Origin of the sequence: Fibrisoma montanum (assembly GCF_003583365.1) — a bacterium.
In the GTDB taxonomy this organism is placed as follows: Bacteria; Bacteroidota; Bacteroidia; order Cytophagales; family Spirosomataceae; genus Fibrisoma; species Fibrisoma montanum.
Genome location: NZ_QXED01000004.1, coordinates 219788 through 237366 on the forward strand (window position 1 = coordinate 219788; position 17579 = coordinate 237366).

At 51.9% G+C, this 17579-nt stretch carries 14 protein-coding genes and 1 tRNA gene; 9 read left to right on the forward strand and 6 right to left on the reverse strand.

All coding sequences use genetic code 11. From position 1 onward, the window contains the following. Positions 1-34 precede the first annotated feature (34 nt). From DYU11_RS14960 to DYU11_RS14975, 4 genes are all read left to right on the forward strand, one after another. Positions 35-598, forward strand: a complete 564-nt coding sequence (locus DYU11_RS14960; protein ID WP_119668504.1) for a NuoI/complex I 23 kDa subunit family protein — start codon at positions 35-37, stop codon at positions 596-598. A gap of 61 nt (positions 599-659) precedes the next feature. Continuing rightward, on the forward strand, positions 660-1214 hold the full coding sequence (locus DYU11_RS14965) for an NADH-quinone oxidoreductase subunit J family protein (protein ID WP_119668505.1): 555 nt from the start codon (positions 660-662) through the stop codon (positions 1212-1214). Between the two features lie 197 nt (positions 1215-1411). Beyond that, the gene (locus DYU11_RS14970; RefSeq protein WP_119668506.1) at positions 1412-2590 is read left to right on the forward strand and encodes an acetyl-CoA C-acyltransferase; all 1179 of its coding nucleotides are present in this window, start codon (positions 1412-1414) and stop codon (positions 2588-2590) included. Between the two features lie 308 nt (positions 2591-2898). Further along, entirely contained in the window at positions 2899-4698 is a 1800-nt protein-coding gene (locus DYU11_RS14975) for an acyl-CoA dehydrogenase FadE (protein ID WP_119668507.1), read from the forward strand. A 54-nt stretch (positions 4699-4752) separates the two neighbouring features. Here DYU11_RS14975 and DYU11_RS14980 read toward each other — a convergent pair whose 3' ends face one another. Next, positions 4753-5025 carry an acylphosphatase gene (locus DYU11_RS14980; protein WP_119668884.1) on the reverse strand — a complete coding sequence of 91 codons (273 nt, stop codon included), beginning with the start codon at positions 5023-5025 and terminating at the stop codon, positions 4753-4755. 56 nt (positions 5026-5081) lie between these two features. Then, complete coding sequence (locus DYU11_RS14985; protein ID WP_158600287.1) at positions 5082-6164, reverse strand: acyl-CoA dehydrogenase family protein; 1083 nt, start codon at positions 6162-6164, stop codon at positions 5082-5084. Positions 6165-6283: 119 nt separating this feature from the next. Between DYU11_RS14985 and DYU11_RS14990 the strand changes: the two genes are divergently transcribed. Beyond that, positions 6284-6769: a GyrI-like domain-containing protein gene (locus tag DYU11_RS14990; protein ID WP_119668509.1), complete on the forward strand. Its 486-nt coding sequence runs from the start codon at positions 6284-6286 to the stop codon at positions 6767-6769. A gap of 173 nt (positions 6770-6942) precedes the next feature. Next, complete coding sequence (locus DYU11_RS14995) at positions 6943-8118, forward strand: Gfo/Idh/MocA family protein (protein WP_119668510.1); 1176 nt, start codon at positions 6943-6945, stop codon at positions 8116-8118. A gap of 228 nt (positions 8119-8346) precedes the next feature. Here DYU11_RS14995 and DYU11_RS15000 read toward each other — a convergent pair whose 3' ends face one another. Genes DYU11_RS15000 through DYU11_RS15010 form a run of 3 tightly spaced genes read right to left on the reverse strand, consistent with a single transcriptional unit; the run spans position 8347 to position 12674 of the window. Then, positions 8347-9075, reverse strand: a complete 729-nt coding sequence (locus DYU11_RS15000) for an ABC transporter ATP-binding protein (protein WP_119668511.1) — start codon at positions 9073-9075, stop codon at positions 8347-8349. Between the two features lie 15 nt (positions 9076-9090). Continuing rightward, positions 9091-9621 carry a DinB family protein gene (locus DYU11_RS15005; protein WP_158600288.1) on the reverse strand — a complete coding sequence of 177 codons (531 nt, stop codon included), beginning with the start codon at positions 9619-9621 and terminating at the stop codon, positions 9091-9093. 35 nt (positions 9622-9656) lie between these two features. Continuing rightward, positions 9657-12674 carry a tetratricopeptide repeat protein gene (locus DYU11_RS15010; protein WP_119668513.1) on the reverse strand — a complete coding sequence of 1006 codons (3018 nt, stop codon included), beginning with the start codon at positions 12672-12674 and terminating at the stop codon, positions 9657-9659. Between the two features lie 329 nt (positions 12675-13003). Here DYU11_RS15010 and atpD point away from each other — a divergent pair, with 329 nt between their 5' ends. The 3 genes from atpD to DYU11_RS15025 all read left to right on the forward strand — a co-directional run bounded on the left by atpD (position 13004) and on the right by DYU11_RS15025 (position 17329). Next, on the forward strand, positions 13004-14527 hold the full coding sequence (atpD, locus tag DYU11_RS15015; protein WP_119668514.1) for a F0F1 ATP synthase subunit beta: 1524 nt from the start codon (positions 13004-13006) through the stop codon (positions 14525-14527). A gap of 85 nt (positions 14528-14612) precedes the next feature. Next, on the forward strand, positions 14613-14858 hold the full coding sequence (gene atpC / locus DYU11_RS15020; protein WP_119668515.1) for an ATP synthase F1 subunit epsilon: 246 nt from the start codon (positions 14613-14615) through the stop codon (positions 14856-14858). Between the two features lie 263 nt (positions 14859-15121). Then, positions 15122-17329 (forward strand): PAS domain-containing sensor histidine kinase, encoded by a 2208-nt coding sequence (locus DYU11_RS15025; RefSeq protein WP_158600289.1) that lies wholly within the window; start codon positions 15122-15124, stop codon positions 17327-17329. A gap of 100 nt (positions 17330-17429) precedes the next feature. Here DYU11_RS15025 and DYU11_RS15030 read toward each other — a convergent pair. Further along, positions 17430-17503, reverse strand: a tRNA-Pro gene (locus DYU11_RS15030). Positions 17504-17579: the final 76 nt, after the last annotated feature.

Here is a 17579-nt window from a genome sequence, read left to right on the forward strand (position 1 = left end):
TTACCAAGAACTCTAAACCGTAAACGGAAAGAGTATGCAACTAACAAATCGGTCAAAACAGGTCAGCAACAAAGAGATGACAATGGCGGAGAAGATGTACCTTCCGTCAATTGTACAGGGGCTGGCCATTACAATAAAGCACTTCTTCATGAAGAAGCCGACCATCCAGTACCCCGAAGTGAAGCGGTATCTGGGACCGGTTTTTCGTGGACACCACGTGCTGAAACGCGATGAGCAGGGGCGCGAACGATGCACAGCCTGCGGACTTTGTGCGGTAGCCTGCCCGGCAGAAGCCATTTCGATGGTAGCCGCTGAGCGTAAGAAAGGCGAAGAGAACCTCTACCGGGAAGAGAAGTACGCAGCCGTTTATGAGATTAACATGCTGCGCTGCATCTTCTGTGGGTTGTGCGAAGAAGCCTGCCCAAAACAAGCCGTTTATCTCCGTCACGACCGTATGGTCCCCGTTTTTCTGGAGCGTGACGATATAGTTTACGGTAAAGATAAATTAGTTGAGCGGCTGGACGATCGCTACGTTCGTATGAACTCGGAAGTAAAGGCCACCCCAACGGAGCCAAGTTTAACTAAAGCTGCTACGTAGTAAGTCATAACTCTTAGCCACCAGATGTAAACGTCGTTTGGTGGCTATCGTTTTTTCCACCATGAGCGAATTTCTAAATCAATTTAAGCAACTCACTGCAACTGGCTACCTCTTCTGGGTACTGGCTATTCTGGCATTGTTAAGTGCCGTCTGGGTCGTGACAGCACGCAACCCAATCCATAGCGTCCTGGCGTTAATCGCTACGTTCTTCTGCTTGTCCGGGCACTACATTCTGCTGAATGCCCAGTTTCTGGCGGCCGTCAACATCATTGTTTACGCGGGAGCTATCATGGTACTTTTCCTGTTTACCATCATGTTCCTGAACCTGAGAAGGGAAGACGAAGAGTCGAAGACAAATCTGACCAAGATGGCTGCCGTTGTCGTAGGTGGGCTGCTAATGGTGATGCTCATTACCATTTTCCGGGCAAAAAGTGCTCAGGTACCGACATTTAACCCTGTATCGTTTGACTCGCGTACGGGATTGGTTGAAAACCTGGGTAGCATCCTGTACAGCGACTATATCCTACCTTTTGAACTAGCTTCGGTGTTGTTCCTGGTGGCGATGGTAGGCGCAGTAATGCTGGGCAAACGTGAAGCGGGCGACCGACATTTCTAGCTGAAGATCCAGCCAGTTTAATTGATTTAGGTCTATTCCAGATAAAAAGCCGCTCCCCTGAAAGAGCGGCTTTTTGTTTAAATCAGATTCCTACGGAAATAGTATGCGTGCATAATAATAATTGGTATATTTGTAATTATTCCGCTGGATTTTTAGTTATCGTTATAGATTCCACTTAACCAGAAATCAACATTCGTATGGATGCATACATTGTAGCCGGCTATCGTACTGCTGTAGGTAAAGCGCCACGAGGTGGTCTGCGTTTTACTCGCCCTGATGATATGGCAGCCGAGGTGATCAAACACCTGGTCGGTCAGGTTCCTAACTTTGATCCGGCCCGGGTTGACGATCTGATTGTGGGTAATGCTGTTCCTGAAGCTGAACAAGGCATGCAGATTGCCCGCTATATTGCACTGCTGTCGTTGCCGAACAGCGTGCCGGGCATGACCATCAACCGCTACTGTGGTTCCGGCCTGGAAGCTATCGCCATTGCGTCAGCGAAGATACACGCCGGGCTGGCCGACTGCATCATTGCGGGCGGTACGGAGTCTATGTCGCTCGTGCCGGTAATGGGCTGGAAAACGGCCTTGAACTATGAAATTGCGAAAACTCACCCGGACTATTACATCGGCATGGGCTTAACGGCCGAGCAGGTTGCCGAGCAATTCAAGATTAGCCGGGATGCTCAGGACCAGTTTGCTTATGAATCTCACCAGAAGGCGCTGGCTGCTCAGGCTGCCGGTAAATTCGACGACGAAATAGTCCCTGTCAAAGTAAGCGAAACGTATTTTGATGCCGAAAGCGGCAAAAAGAAGACTCGCGAATGGACTGTAGCCAAAGACGAAGGTCCACGCGCCGATACAAATGCCGACGCTTTGGCCAAATTGAAACCCGTATTTGCGCAGGGCGGCTCCGTTACGGCCGGTAATTCGTCGCAAACTTCCGATGGCGCTGCTTTTGTAATTGTCATGTCGGAGCGGATGGTGAATGAACTTGGCCTGCAGCCGATTGCCCGGATGGTATCGTATGCGTCGGCCGGCGTTGAGCCGCGGATCATGGGAATCGGACCGGTGGCCGCTATTCCGCTCGCGTTGAAGAAAGCGGGTTTGAAACAGGATGATATTGAACTGATCGAATTAAACGAAGCGTTTGCAGCTCAGTCGCTGGCGGTTATTCAGGAACTGGGTCTTGACCGCAGTACGATTAACCCGAACGGTGGAGCCATTGCGCTTGGCCATGCACTAGGTTCAACAGGGGCCCGGCTGTCGGTTCAACTGCTCAATGAAATGCGTCGGCGCGATCAGAAATACGGTATGGTGTCGGCCTGTGTAGGCGGTGGACAAGGGGTTGCCGGTATATTTGAACGACTTAACTAGCGATCACTAAAAGATACGTGCCAGCTTAATTCATTTTTGTCATCCTTTGGTCGGGATGACAAAAACCGGCTTACCTGGGTCGAATGTCTAGCCATAATTCACATTAACTACTTCAACAAACTAGATTCCAAAGCCGGGCAACTGCCCGGCTTTTTGTTTTAAAGCCGGTGCGTCGCTGGTTAGATTGTGGTCGTACCGAGTTGGATTTTTTCGGCAAAATTTTTGTTATTAGTATGCTTGCATACTATTTATGCAATTAGTTTATTTGTATAAAATTAGTATGCAAGCATAACAAACAACTAGAGTCTATGATTGCGACGGAACCTAAAGCCTCAATCAAAGGGGGCGAATTTCTGATCAAGGAAACGAGCGCCCAGCAGGTATTCATTCCTGAAGAATTTACGGAAGAACAACAGATGATCGCGGCTACCTGCCGCGAGTTTCTGGAGCGCGAAATCTGGCCGCGATTAGATGAGATTGATCGTGCTGATTCGCCGGAGTTAATTTCATCGTTGATGGATAAAGCCGGTGAACTTGGTCTGCTCGGTACATCGGTACCGGCCGAATATGAAGGCTTCGGTATGAACTTCAATACGTCGATGCTGGTCGCTGAAGTAACGGGTGCCGGACACTCGTTCTCGGTGGCGCTTTCGGCTCACACGGGTATTGGTACCTTACCTATCGTTTACTACGGCAACGACGAACAAAAAGCGAAATATTTGCCTAAGCTGGCAACCGGTGAATGGAAAGCCGCTTATTGTCTTACCGAGCCTGATTCCGGCTCAGATGCCAACTCAGGTAAAACCAAAGCTACACTGACCGAAGACGGCAAACACTACGTCCTGAACGGCCAGAAGATGTGGATTACGAACGGGGGTTTTGCCGATGTGTTCATCGTTTTTGCCAAAATTGACGATGATAAGAATTTATCCGCGTTCATTGTTGACCGTTCATACGAGGGTATCTCGATGAACGAACCGGAGCATAAGATGGGCATCAAAGGGTCTGATACACGTCAGATCTTCTTTAACGACGTACAGGTGCCGGTCGAAAACTTGCTGTCTGAGCGTGGCAACGGTTTCAAGATTGCTGTGAACATTCTCAACATTGGCCGGATTAAGCTTGGCGTGGCCGCCGTTGGTGGCTCGAAGGAAGTGATCAACAATGCCATCCGGTATGCCAACGAGCGGAAGCAGTTCAAGACGCCTATCTCGCAGTTTGGCGCGATCAAGCACAAACTGGCTGAAATGGCCGTAAAGGTGTATGCGTCCGAATCGGCTTCGTACCGGGCCGGCCAGAACATCGACGACCTGATCGAGGATTTGAAAGCTCAAGGCATGGAAGACAGCGCTGCAAAGTTGAAAGCCCTGGAGCAGTTTGCCATCGAGTGTGCCATCATGAAAGTACACGGCTCCGAAGCGCTGGATTACGTAGTAGATGAAGGCGTTCAGGTTTACGGGGGTATGGGTTACTCAGCTGATGCGCCGATGGACCGTAGCTACCGCGATGCCCGGATCAACCGGATCTTCGAGGGAACAAACGAGATCAACCGGATGCTGGTGGTCGATATGCTGTTGAAGCGGGCGATGAAAGGCGAACTTGACCTGATGGGGCCGGCTATGGCGGTTGCCAAAGAGATCATGTCAATTCCCGATTTCAGCACCGATGAGGAAGAAGGTTTATTCATAGCCGAAAAGAAAGTACTGCGTAACCTGAAAAAGGCAGCCTTGATGGTTGCTGGAGCGGCCGTTCAGAAATTCATGATGACGCTGTCCGACGAGCAGGAAATCCTGATGAACATCGCCGACATGGTCATCGAGATTTATGCAGCTGAATCGGCGCTGCTGCGGGTCGAGAAACTGATTGGCATCAAAGGCGAAGAGGCTCTTACGTTACAAAAGCTCCTGGCGCTGGTGTATCTGCACGAAGCCGTTGAAAAAGTTAACAATGCAGGACGGGCAGCCATTACGTCGTTTGCCGAAGGTGATGAACTGCGCGGAATGTTGATGGGACTGAAGCGGTTCACGAAGATTGAACCGATGAACCTGAAAGACGCTCGCCGTCAGATTGCGGATGCAATGGTGGCCGAGAATAAATATATATTTTGACAATCAACAACGTAATAGGGTAAAGCCGGTCCTGATTCAGGGCCGGCTTATTTGTTAACGCATCTCCATAAACCGGTCGAATTCCTGCAAAGGACCGTCCATGACCTCTACGTGGTCAACCTGGGTACCCTCCGGCCCAGTCTGACACCAGGTCTGAAACGTCTGAAGAGCTTCTTCTTCGCCTTCTACCTCAATACGTAACTCGCCGTTCGATTGATTACGGGCTGTGCCGGTCAGGCCCAGTTTTTCGGCTCGCTGGCGGGCTGCCTGCCGGAACAGGGTGCCTCCCAACTGACCGGATATTCGGATAATCAGGTTCTTTTTCATAGTCTGCTGTTTTGAAAGCGTAAACCACAAAACAGGTGGGAGGTTTATGGATTAATTTAACGGGAAACCGGATATGCTTTCAGCAGTGTATGTTGTGAGGCCGTATGTACGTCCCGCCAGGCCCGGTTGATCGCCGTAGATTCGTCAACTACGGCCATACCCAGATGTGGAAAAAGTTGCTGAGCGCCAGTTAGGACAGTTACGGTTGCTTCCCGGGCCAAATCGCCTACCTTCTGGCTTAGCGCATCTGATACAGCGTGTCCGGCTACGGTGAGTGACCAGGACTCATCAAGGGCTTCGTAGAACGATGTGATACGTCTTTCGAAGCGGTTTTTTTGCTGGCCCATTTGTTCCCGGACGTAGTGAAATCGCTCCGGTCTGGCTCCTTCCCACGAAGTTCTGTATTGCTGGGCCAGTTGAGTTGCTTCATCCAGAAAGTGTCGCCCAATACCGATACAAACGGCGGCAAAGGACGCTTTGGCAAATGGTAAAAACGGATAGGAGAAGATAGGCCCAGCATCGACAATCGGCGGACGGGACAAGTCAAACACCAATTCGTGCGGTACAAACGCATCGACTACATCAATACTGTGGCTGTTTGTCGCTTTCAGGCCGAAGGCGTTCCAGTCAGGCAGGATGGTTACCTGCTCTGGCCGGAAGGTGAAGGCCCGAACGGTGTTGGTCAATTGGCCGGCATCGTCCGTAATTCGGCAGCTGGCGGTAAACAAGGTGGCGTAGGCAGACCCGCTGCAATAGCGCCAGCGCCCGGTTACCTGGTATCCGTTCTCAACCCGGCGGGCTGTTCCGGTCGGATGCCCGCTGCCGGCTACTACGGCTTCGGCGGGGCCGAACAATCGGCCGGCAACCGCGGGTTCGTAGTATGCTGAGAAATAGCCGCCACCGGCACCAATACTGGTCAGCCACCCAAAGCTCCCGTCTATATAAGCGGCTTCCTCAATCAAACGTATGGCGTCCGGGAGGGGTATCATTTGGCCGCCCAGCTGTTCGGGAACGAAGAGTTTAAAAAGCCCAAGCTTTGTCATGATTTGTTGGACTTCGGCGGATGGTACGCCGGTTTGCTCGGCATCAAAGGCCTGATTGCGGACAAGCGATACGGTAGCAGAATCAAAAAAGGGCATAACGGCATGCATACTGTAGGCTCAAAAATAAGGCGATTTCTCCACAACCCTGCTGACATACCGCTGTCACAATGAACGCCGACCTTTGATGTAATCGGTCTTCAAATTGACAACTAACCATGACAACCCAACAACAAATCGCGGAAGATGCCCTGCTCGTCAAAGAGGTTCAACCCTTTACAGGTCTTTGTTTCACCACCCGGGCTACGTTACCGCAGCTTAGCCGGTATTACAAGACAGTCGCTGAAGATCTTTACACTGAAGCGGCTCGCCTTTCGCTCGACATCAACGGGCCAGTTCAGTGGATTTATACCGGTGTTAACGGTGATCCGGCCAATGAATTTCAACTGGAGATTGTCCTGCCTATTCGCCAGGCCGGGGCGGAGCCAACTGGGTTTACGTATCGTACATTTGAGCCGTTTCGGTGCTTATCTTACACGCATACCGGCAACTGGAACGAGCTTATGGGTGTTTATGATGCGCTCTTCCCTGCTTTACACGGGATGGGGTATCAGAACGATGGCCGCGTTCGTGAGGTGTATGTTGTTATTGATTTTGAAAACCCGGCGAATAACGTGACTGAACTTCAAATCCACCTGGCCTGAACATGGCATGCCACGACAAAATGTTCAGACCAGGCGACTGACAGTAGACAACACTATTGAACGACTTTTGAAAAAAGTACCGGTGTACGATACGCCGGTACTTTTTATATTCTTAACTAGCCTAAGTCAGATTTTGTAGTTTTACGCGTCTCCTTCACGTTTGTAAATCCATCATGAAAAACAACACAGGCTTTTCACGCCGGGACTTTCTGCAGCGGTTGTCCGCCCTCAGCGCTGGGTTATCGTCATTACCACTGGCTGGTTATGCCGGAACGGAATTGTACGAGGGTGAATACGGTCGCATACAAACGCTGGTCAACAAGTCGACCGGTCTGGTTCAGCCGGGCCGCAAACTGGGGATCGCACTCGTTGGCCTGGGCAGCTATAGTTCACAACGGCTGGCACCGGCCTTACAGCAGACACAGCACTGTCGTTTGGCCGGGATCGTGACAGGAACGCCGTCGAAGGCTGCCGAGTGGATGCAGAAGTATAATATACCCAAGGCAAACGTCTACGATTATAAAACTTTCGACCAGATTGCCGATAACAAGGATATCGATGTGGTCTACGTCGTGCTACCTAATTCTATGCACGCCGAGTACGTTATTCGGGCCGCCAAGGCGGGCAAGCACGTGATCTGCGAAAAGCCGCTGGCGATCATGCCCAAAGAGTGCCAGGATATGATCGATGCCTGTAAAAAGGCAAATCGGCAGCTGGCTGTGGGCTACCGGCTGCACTACGAGCCGTTCACGAAAGAGGTAATGCGTCTGGGTCAGGAAAAAGTGTTTGGCCCGGTTAAGTTCATGGAAAGTAGCGATGCTTTCCGGATCGGCGACCCAACTCAGTGGCGCATGAAAAAAGCCATGGCCGGTGGTGGCCCGCTCATGGACGTAGGCATCTATGCCGTACAGGGCGCCCGCTACGTAACGGGTGAAGAACCAATCTCCGTAACGGCGCAATTTTCGCCGAAAACCGAGCCGGAAAAATTCAAGGAAGTTGAAGAGACCCTGTTCTGGCAGTTCCAGTTTCCGAGTGGGGCGGTGTGTAACTCAACCACCAGCTACACCGCCGGAGTAGAGCGCCTGTACGCGTCCTGCCAGAACGGCTGGTTTGAACTGTCGCCTGCTTTTGGCTACGGTCCCCTGAAAGGACGTACCAGCAAAGGACCCATCGAGCAGCCGGTAGTCAACCACCAGGCCGTACACATGGACGGGGTCTGCAAGGATTTAATGGATGGCAAACAACTGCCGAATCATATTACGGGCGAGGAGGGGCTTCGCGACGTTCGCTTACTGCAGGCTATCTACCGGGCTGCCGAAACCGGCCGGAAAATTGAGTTGAAGTCATAAAAGCGTCCGGCAGAGACTTCAAGGACCGTCCAGCCATTAGCTGGTACTTGCACAGTTGGTCGTACTATCTCGGCGATGGTACGGCCAACTGATTTTGTTCCGGGCAGATAAACGGCATTGCAATCGGAATGACGAGACTGATTCGTATAGTCCGAAGCGTGGAGTGTATGCGTAGTCGTTTAGCGCGAATGTATCACGTATAGCGGCCAGTTGATACGTAGCCTCATGTTATTGGTCGCCAACCCCCTGCATCAGCGTCCGGGCTTTGCGGATATTGTCGTTGGCGCGATCCGTTTCGATCAATCCATCCCGTAGCCGAACGATCCGGTGCGCATACTCGGCAATGTCTTCTTCGTGTGTTACCATGATCACCGTATTGCCCTTGCTGTGAATCTGATCGAACAGGTCCATGATTTCGTACGACGTTTTCGTATCGAGGTTACCCGTCGGTTCGTCGGCCAGCAGGATGCTGGGGTCATTAACGAGCGCCCGGGCTACAGCCACGCGCTGCCGCTGACCACCCGATAGTTCATTGGGGCGGTGGCCGGCCCGATTCTCCAGCCCGACGTTTCTAAGGGCCATCATGGCTTTCTCGGTGCGGTCGGCTTTGCTGAAACCCGCGTAGATCAGCGGTAGCGCTACGTTTTCGAGTGATGTCTGGCGGGGAAGCAGGTTGAAGGTCTGGAAGACGAAGCCAATTTCTTTATTACGCACTTCGGCCAGCTCATTTTCGCTCATGTTGCTAACGTCCTGACCGTTCAGTATGTACCGCCCTGAGGTAGGCGTGTCCAGACAGCCCACAATGTTCATCAGGGTCGATTTGCCCGATCCCGACGGCCCCATGAAGGCTACATACTCCCCCTTTCTAACCGAAATTGTGATGGATTTAAGCGCTTCTATCACCTCGCTACCCATTATGTAGCGCTTAGCAATATCCTGAGTTTCAATGATGTTCATGGTCTGTCAATGAAGTTACCAACCAATGTATTTAGGCGGGGTTATGCCCTTCAGTCGTAAATAAACAATAGCTTGTGCCCGATGATGAGTCAGATGGTCGTGCATCAGGTGTATGATCTGCCGCTTGGTTTTAGGCCCCGCAAAAAAGTCTACCTTCTGGTCAAGTTCTGCGTCTGGCAACTGTTCAATTGCTGTTTGAGCGTACTGAAGAGCTTGCTCCAGCAGGGCTACAATCTCACGTTTCGGCAGTCCGTTACGTTGTTGCAGGGATTTATAGTCGAACGGGGGCGTCTGCTTCGACAAGTGAGCTGAACTTAACCAGAGCATGTTAGACGCCGAATGAAGGAGCTGCTCCTTAAAACTCATTTCCTCGGCAACGGGCTTAAAGGAATAACCGGAATCTGGCATAAGCCTGGCCACTTCGAGGGTATACGCCCCGGCGTTTTTCCACTTCTCAATCACTTCATTCCTGTACGATTCTGGCTGAGCCAGCACCGGCAGAGCCCCTCCAATCAGGATGACCAGTACCCATAACTGAACCTTCATAGAGTCCACTATCATCATGAATAACCAAAACTACATCATTGCAGAAACTTATTGCGATCATTTTGTAATAACGCGAGTTTTTCCTGATATATCGACAGAAATGACTGATAGTCGGCTGGGGATGTAGCCAGCTGGAGCTGTAGCAGACCGTCGTCGGCGTAGTCAACCAGGTTTTGAGCCAGGCAGAGCAGAATATACGTTTTGATCAGCTCCGGCTTGTCTTCATTGTAGGGCAGCGCGGCCAGTATGGCTTGATACGCGGGCACAATCTGCTTTTGTTGCTGCCGAAACCGCGCAACGGCCGAAACAACTTCGGCGTCGAGCGGAGCCAGCCGTAAGGCCGCGTCGAAAGCTTGTCTGGCCTGAGCGGACTGTCCATTCTGGGCGTACGCCTGGCCAAGCAGCATCTGTCGCTCAGCTTCGTGCTGAGGCAGAAAGAACGTAGCCGCCATCTCCTGCGCGGCTTTCAGCTTGTTTCTGAAAACCGCAATGCGTAATGCCGATAGATTCTCGACTGAAAGCGGAAAGGCTTTCAACTGATCGGGTTTAGCCATCTGGCTCAGTATCATCTGGGCGTAGAACGGCTGCCGCGTAGCCAGGTATTGCTCTAGAAGGCTCACTCCAGCTACGGTACGCAGATTCGGATCTTTGATCGTTTCCCAGATAGCACCCCGATTGGCGTCGTCAGGCCGGTACGTGACATACATCGCTTTTTCGAGGTCAGATTCAGGGCGCTTGATGTCGTACAGCACCTGTTTAAGACCAGCTACGTCGTTGTCGTCCAGCGAAGCCGCTTCCCAGGCCGGCCGGGCGTCGGCCAGTTTACCGGCTTTGGTCAGAGCAACGGCGCGGTAATAGATCGAAACCGTATCCGTATTCAGTTCAAATGTTTCGGCCGCTTTGCGATACAGCCCCTGCTCAAGTAGCCACAAACCCGTAATCGACCGATAGGCCGGGCCACTGCGGACGTTACCCTCGGCCAACTGACTCATCAGGCTGAACGCGTCGGCATGGTTATGGCGGTTGTATTCGGCCACGGCGCGGGCCAGCAGGAGGTCATCGGCAAAATCCTGATTTACGGGGTCCAGCGACCGACGCTGCAACGTAGCTGTCAGGGTAGTGTCGGGCTGTTCGTTCGTCAGGGCGTAATTGTACAGGCTCGCAAACCGGCCCACGCTCAACCCCTCCGACGGCTGATCGGCCAGCCAGTCGGGTTGTTCGGGCTGGGTGGTATCGGCGCCGACAACCAGTCGGGCGGCTAGTGCATTCGCCTGAAACGATTCATACGATGAGCGGGTATCCGGCTTCGCCAGTTCTGGGTTAGCCAGAAGAATCTTGGGATTGCGGGCATATAAAGCCAGCAGATTCGCCTGGGGCACTTCATCGCGATCGGCGTTCTTGGAGGCAGCTTCCAGGTAATAATAAGCCGAGTCGGCTACGCTGGTCCGACCGTACAGGTAGCCCAGATTATTCTGTAGCTCACCACTGGCCGGAAAAGCTTGAATGCCTCGCTGGAGGGTTTTAACCGACTCGAAAAAAAGATTGGTCTGCAGATACGTATAGCTCAGTCCGGCGTAGGCCTGTGAGCTCGGACGCTTAATCAACGCCTGCTGGAAAAAATAGGCAGCCGCTGTCTGATTGCCCTGCGTCAGTGCCAGCGAAGCCAGCGAATAATTGGTCTTGTGGTTCTGAAACTCCTGCTCAAGGGCCAGCTGGTAGAAAGCTTCGGCCGAATTAAACTCATTGGTAGCCACATACAGGTCACCCAGGGCGTTGTAGTAACCCGCCACTCCCTGCCGTACGGTGATCAACCCACCCGAAGCCAGCAACACAATGGTTCCAAACACACCCAGAATACGGAACAGACTCAGTTCCAGCTTGGGCGGTTTGAACATAACCCGATACACGGGCAGGTTTTGCCGGTAGATCTCGCGAAAATTGATCCAGATGTAGATGACAAACGCCAGTCCCATGGCCAGGTGAGTGTATACGATGGCATCTTCAAACAGTTCAATGAGCGGGTCGTTGGCTGTAGCAAACACGTAGCCAATGGTGAACGTAGTGAGCAGGGCAAGGCCGACGTACAGAAACCCTGCCGAATCTTGAAACGAGACAACCTCCTGCTGCTGAACCAGCCGACGAACTCCCCAGATACCGAGCACGACCGACAGCAAATAAAGTAGAAACGGACTGACGGACAGGATGTCAAGATCGATCGATTTGGTATTTCGGAGCCAGATCAACACCAGGTTGACGAGATACAGAAAGCTGATAAACAGAAAGTTGTTGAGCCCCAGCGGCCGGCGGCCGGATACGCGAGGGGCGTTGGTGTCCTGGCGTCCGGCTGATGTAAGCCAGACCAGGGCGGCAACTATGTCGAACGCGATGAAAAAGATGAAACCAACGCTACCAACCAGCACTACGGGCAGTCCGTAGCTGACCAGCGTCATGGCCGGCAGCAGTACTGGAGAAAGCGCACCAATCACCACCGCAACGCCAGCGATAAGCCCGGCGAATACCCCCGCCCGAATGGGAAAACGCAGCTCCGGCCGAAACGCGTGGAAGTAATAACTGACGGAGCCGAAGAGGAAGGTAAGCAGCATAAACAGATACTGCCCGCCCAGACCCGGTACGTCAAGGATCTCCCACCGGAAGAATGCCAGCCCCGCAATTACCAGTCCCATACCAACCAGGTACCGGATACGGTCCAGGCGCGTCAACGCTCCCAGAATGAGCACAAACGCCGTACAGATGCCAATCAGGAAAACGGTGGCACTACCTGGACGCACCTGCATGGCCGAGGCAACAAACTGTTCGGAAACGGCATATGCTTTGCCACTCACCGCGTAGTCGAGCAGGCCGTCGGTAAACGTACGTAATGTGATAGGCACCTCAGTCAACTCGCTCAGCACATCCCAGCGAATGACATTGCCTAACCCCTGCCACCAGGTAAACAGGAAAACCAGCAAGCTGGCCAGTAACAGACTAAGACTCACTATGTACAGGAGCCGATAGGGGCGGCTCCACTCTTTCCAGAAATTCAGGGATATCATATGGTTTTTAACCGCAGACTGCTTCTGTTAGCAACGCAAACCGAGGGGGCAATAGTGCCTTTTCAATGCAATTGAGTGAATTCAGGCCCCGAATCAATTGTAAGCTGCGGGGTAAATCAGTCGGCGGGATAAGTCGTTATCTATTTTTTGTACAAATATTGAAAAACAGGCGTTCGGGTGCATCTTACTGAAAAAACCTAATTTACAAACCGTTTCGCCTGAACCATTACACAAATTGATGGAATCGTAGCTTGAAGTTGCGCGGTTTTTCTCCTAATTTTGCAGTCCCAAATAGTGGGTAACTTCTTTTTAAGCTATATCATACACAAATGATTACTGAAACGGCAGTCAATACGGGTAAGATTACGCAGGTAATCGGTCCGGTTGTGGACGTGAGTTTTGAGAGCGAAGGCTCGCGGCTCCCGGCCATCCTGGACGCCCTTGAAGTAACTAAAGCCAACGGCCAGAAGGTAATTCTGGAATGCCAGCAGCACCTTGGCGAAGACCGTGTGCGGACCATCGCCATGGATTCGACCGAAGGGTTGCAGCGCGGAATGGACGTCGTTGACCTCGGTACGCAGATTACCATGCCGACTGGCGAAGGAATCCGTGGCCGTCTGTTCAATGTCGTTGGTGACGCCATCGACGGTATTCCTCAACCTAAAAGCTCTGGTGGTCTGCCGATTCACCGGGCAGCTCCTCGCTTCGAGGATCTGGCTACTTCTACCGAGGTTTTATTCACAGGTATCAAAGTAATTGACCTGCTTGAACCGTATGCAAAAGGCGGTAAAATTGGTCTCTTTGGTGGTGCCGGTGTGGGTAAGACGGTATTGATTCAGGAGCTGATTAACAACATTGCCAAAGCATACTCGGGTCTATCGGTGTTTGCGGGTGTGGGCGAGCGGACTCGTGAGGGGAATGACCTGCTCCGCGAGATGATTGAAGCCGGTATCATCAGATACGGTGAGGGCTTCAAGCACTCCATGGAAGAAGGCGGCTGGGACCTGTCCAAGGTTGATCCTGAGGAACTGAAAGAAAGCCAGGCTACCTTTATCTTCGGTCAGATGAACGAACCTCCCGGCGCCCGCGCTCGTGTGGCCTTGTCGGGTCTGACGATTGCCGAACACTTCCGCGATGGTGACGGTACAGGCCAGGGTCGTGACATTCTGTTCTTTATCGACAATATCTTCCGCTTTACGCAGGCCGGGTCTGAGGTATCCGCTCTGCTGGGCCGGATGCCGTCGGCCGTAGGGTATCAGCCGACTCTGGCTACCGAAATGGGTGCCATGCAGGAGCGGATTACCTCAACCAAGCGCGGTTCGATCACATCCGTACAGGCTGTATACGTACCAGCCGATGACTTAACTGACCCAGCTCCGGCAACAACGTTTGCCCACCTGGATGCTACGACGGTATTGAGCCGTAAAATCTCTGAGCTGGGAATCTACCCGGCCGTGGACCCGCTCGACTCTACGTCGCGGATTCTGACGGCTGAGATTCTGGGTGATGAGCACTATAACACGGCTCAGCGCGTGAAGGAAATCCTGCAGCGTTACAAAGAATTGCAGGATATTATCGCCATCCTGGGTCTGGAAGAATTATCAGAAGACGACAAACTGGTCGTTGCCCGTGCTCGTCGTGTGCAGCGCTTCCTGTCGCAGCCGTTCTTCGTGGCTGAGCAGTTCACCGGTTTGAAAGGCGTTCTGGTGCCTATCGAAGAAACCATTCGCGGGTTCAACGAAATCATCGATGGTAAGCACGACCACCTGCCGGAGTCTGCCTTCAACCTGGTAGGAACAATCGACGACGCCGTTGCAAAAGGTGAGCGTCTGTTAAAAGAAGCCGGACGATAGCCTGGTTTGTAGTTTGTGGTTTATGATTCGTGGTTGTGGCCACGACAGTTAACCACCAACTACAACCCACAAACTACAAACTGTAATGCAAGTAGAAATTATCACCCCCGACCGGAAGGTATTCACTGGAGAAGCTACCTCCGTAACGTTTCCGGGTAGCGAAGGGCAGTTTCAGGTCTTGAACGATCACGCGCCATTGGTGAGCACACTGGCCCGCGGGCCGATTGTCGTTCAGTCGGCGGCTGGGCAGCAGTCGTTTACCGTTGATGGCGGAGTGGTTGAAGTGTTACGTAACAAAGTGCTGGTGCTGGCCGAAGCTGTTATTGTGTAAGCCCGTCCACGTATACGTATAGTGCTTAAAAAGAGCGGAACAAGGCGTTTCGCTCTTTTTCTTTTAGGCCATAAGCCGGTATAAAAGTAATTGCTGGTGACAACTTGCTGAACGGGACGGCCAATTGTCGGTATTTGTGTAGAATTAGCCCTTAATTTGGGTTTTCAAGTTTATAGTACATGATCTCATCTGCTCAACCCGATTCCTCACAAAGTCAGCTGTTTCAAAATATTGTTAATGATAGTCAGGTTGGAGTAACTGTTTTGGAAGCTGTTCGTAATGAGCAGGGTGAGTTTCTTGATTTTATCTTTGCGTACATTAATCCGGCCGGTGCCGACATCCTGGGCCAACCAACTGATGCGCTTCTTGGACGGAGTTACCTGGGCTTTTTTTCCGAGGCAGTAAGCAGTGGTTTACTAGCAACCTATCGGCAGGTGCTGGAAACAGGAAAAGCCATTCGGGTTCCTGAGGTGCATTACGCAGCCGATGGGGTGAATGGCTGGTTTGATCTGAGTATTAACCGGTATGGGGATGCCGTTGCGGTTACCTTTGCTGATATTTCCTCGACTAAACAGGCGGCTCTGGAAGCTGAACGCCAAAGTCGGTACATGGATGGCATCTTCAACGTAACAAGCGAAGCTATCTATGTGCTGGAGGCCGTTCGTGACGGAGGAGCAAAGGCCGGTTCCGGTTCTATTGTCGATTTTCGGTACCAGCATGTCAATCAGGCGTTTGAACGTATGTTTGGTACGCAGGCGGATGCAATCGTCGGCCGAAATTATCTGGTGTTATATCCAACGGTGAAGTCGTCAGGACTCTTCGACAAGTTCTGCGCCGTGGTTGAAACCGGGCAGTCGTTTCAGCAGGAGATTTTTTATGACGGAGAAGGCATTCGTGGCTGGTATGAACTGACCGTTGTTAAACTGGACGATGGGGTTGTTGGGACAACCCGCGATATTACGGTACGTAAACAGGCACAGCTGGAAAGCCAGAAGCAGGCTGCCTTTCGAAATCAGATCTTACAAATATCATCTAGCGGTATCATTGCCTATCAGGCTATACGCAGTCCAGAAGGTGTTATCACTGATTTCCGGACGGTATTTTTTAATCAGGCCTACGAGCAGATCTTCAACGAGTCAGCCGAACGCATTGCCGGGCATACGTTCAGGGAGCGATTTGTTGATGGAACCGGGATCGAATTATTTAATTTCTACGTGACTGTTACCGAGACTGGTAAAGCGTTTAGACGTGACCGTTACTATCCGCATCTGGGTAAATGGTTAAATCTGGCCGGGACTCAGCTCGAAGACGGCTTTATGATCATAGCCAACGACATTACTACCCTGAAGCGGGCAACGGAGCAGCTCCAGACGGTTATTGACCAGGCGCATACAGGAATCATCATGATTCGGCCGGTAAGGGCGGTAAACGGTGGCCAGATTGAGGATTTTACCATCTCGCTGGTCAACCGCTCACAGGCTGATTACCTTGGTCGGGCAACCGGTGAACTGGTTGGCCAGATCGCCAGCAAATACTTCACAACCTATAAACTAAATGGCCTGTTTGATCGCTACCGGCAGGTAATTGAAACCGGAGAGCCCCAGCACTTTGAACACCATTATGAGGGCGACGGTATTGATGCCTGGGTCGATATACAGGCTATACCGTTAAACGGCGAGGTGCTGATTACGTTTTGGGATCATACGGCCATGAAATCACTCCAGCGCCAACTGGAAGACAAAGTGTCGGAACTGTCAAAGGCTAACAGCAATCTACAGCAGTTTGCTTACGCAGCATCACACGATTTGCAGGAGCCGCTTCGAAAAGTACAGTCATTCTGCGACGTAATTGTTGAGCAGTATGGACCACAGGTTGGTGAAGACGGCCGCGACATGATGCGACGGATGCAGGGAGCCGCCGGCCGCATGCAGGTATTAATTCGGGATCTGCTGGCCTACTCACGAACGGCAACGCACCAGCAGGCGCTTGACCCAGTTGATCTTAACCGCGTTGTGGGTAATGTTTTGGCTGACCTGGATGTGACCATTCAGGAAACGAACGCCCAGATTCGTATCGGTTCACTTCCGGTTTTACCGGGGGATGCATCACAGTTAGGTCAGCTGATGCAGAATTTGTTGTCCAATGCGCTCAAATTCAGACGGCAGGACGTAACGCCTGTCATTAACATTGAAGCCAAAGAGGTACCGTTGAATGCCCTGCCGGAGTCGTTACAGCTAAGGCGCGGGCGATACGTAGCGATCACAGTTCATGACAACGGAATCGGTTTCGACACACGGTACGAAGATCGGATTTTTGGTCTCTTTCAGCGACTCCATAGCCGGAGCCAGTACGAAGGTTCAGGCATTGGTTTGGCTATCTGCAAACGCGTCGCTGAAAATCACGGCGGCATGATCACCGTCGACAGTAAAATTGGTGACGGTACGCTGTTCACGGTGTACCTGCCAATGTGAGAAGCACACTGCCGTTTGTGAGGTTATTGCCTGTGGGTTCTGCCTGAAATTGAATAAAAAATAAAGCTCAGCGAATGATCGCTGAGCTTCTGTTGTTCAGTCGGGATGGCGGGATTCGAACCCACGACCCCTTGCACCCCATACAAGTACACTACCGGACTGTGCTACATCCCGAACAAGTGGGTGCAAAAATAAGGGATAGCGGGGAAAAAAGGAAGAAAGGCGGAAAGGAATTTTGTTACAATACCTT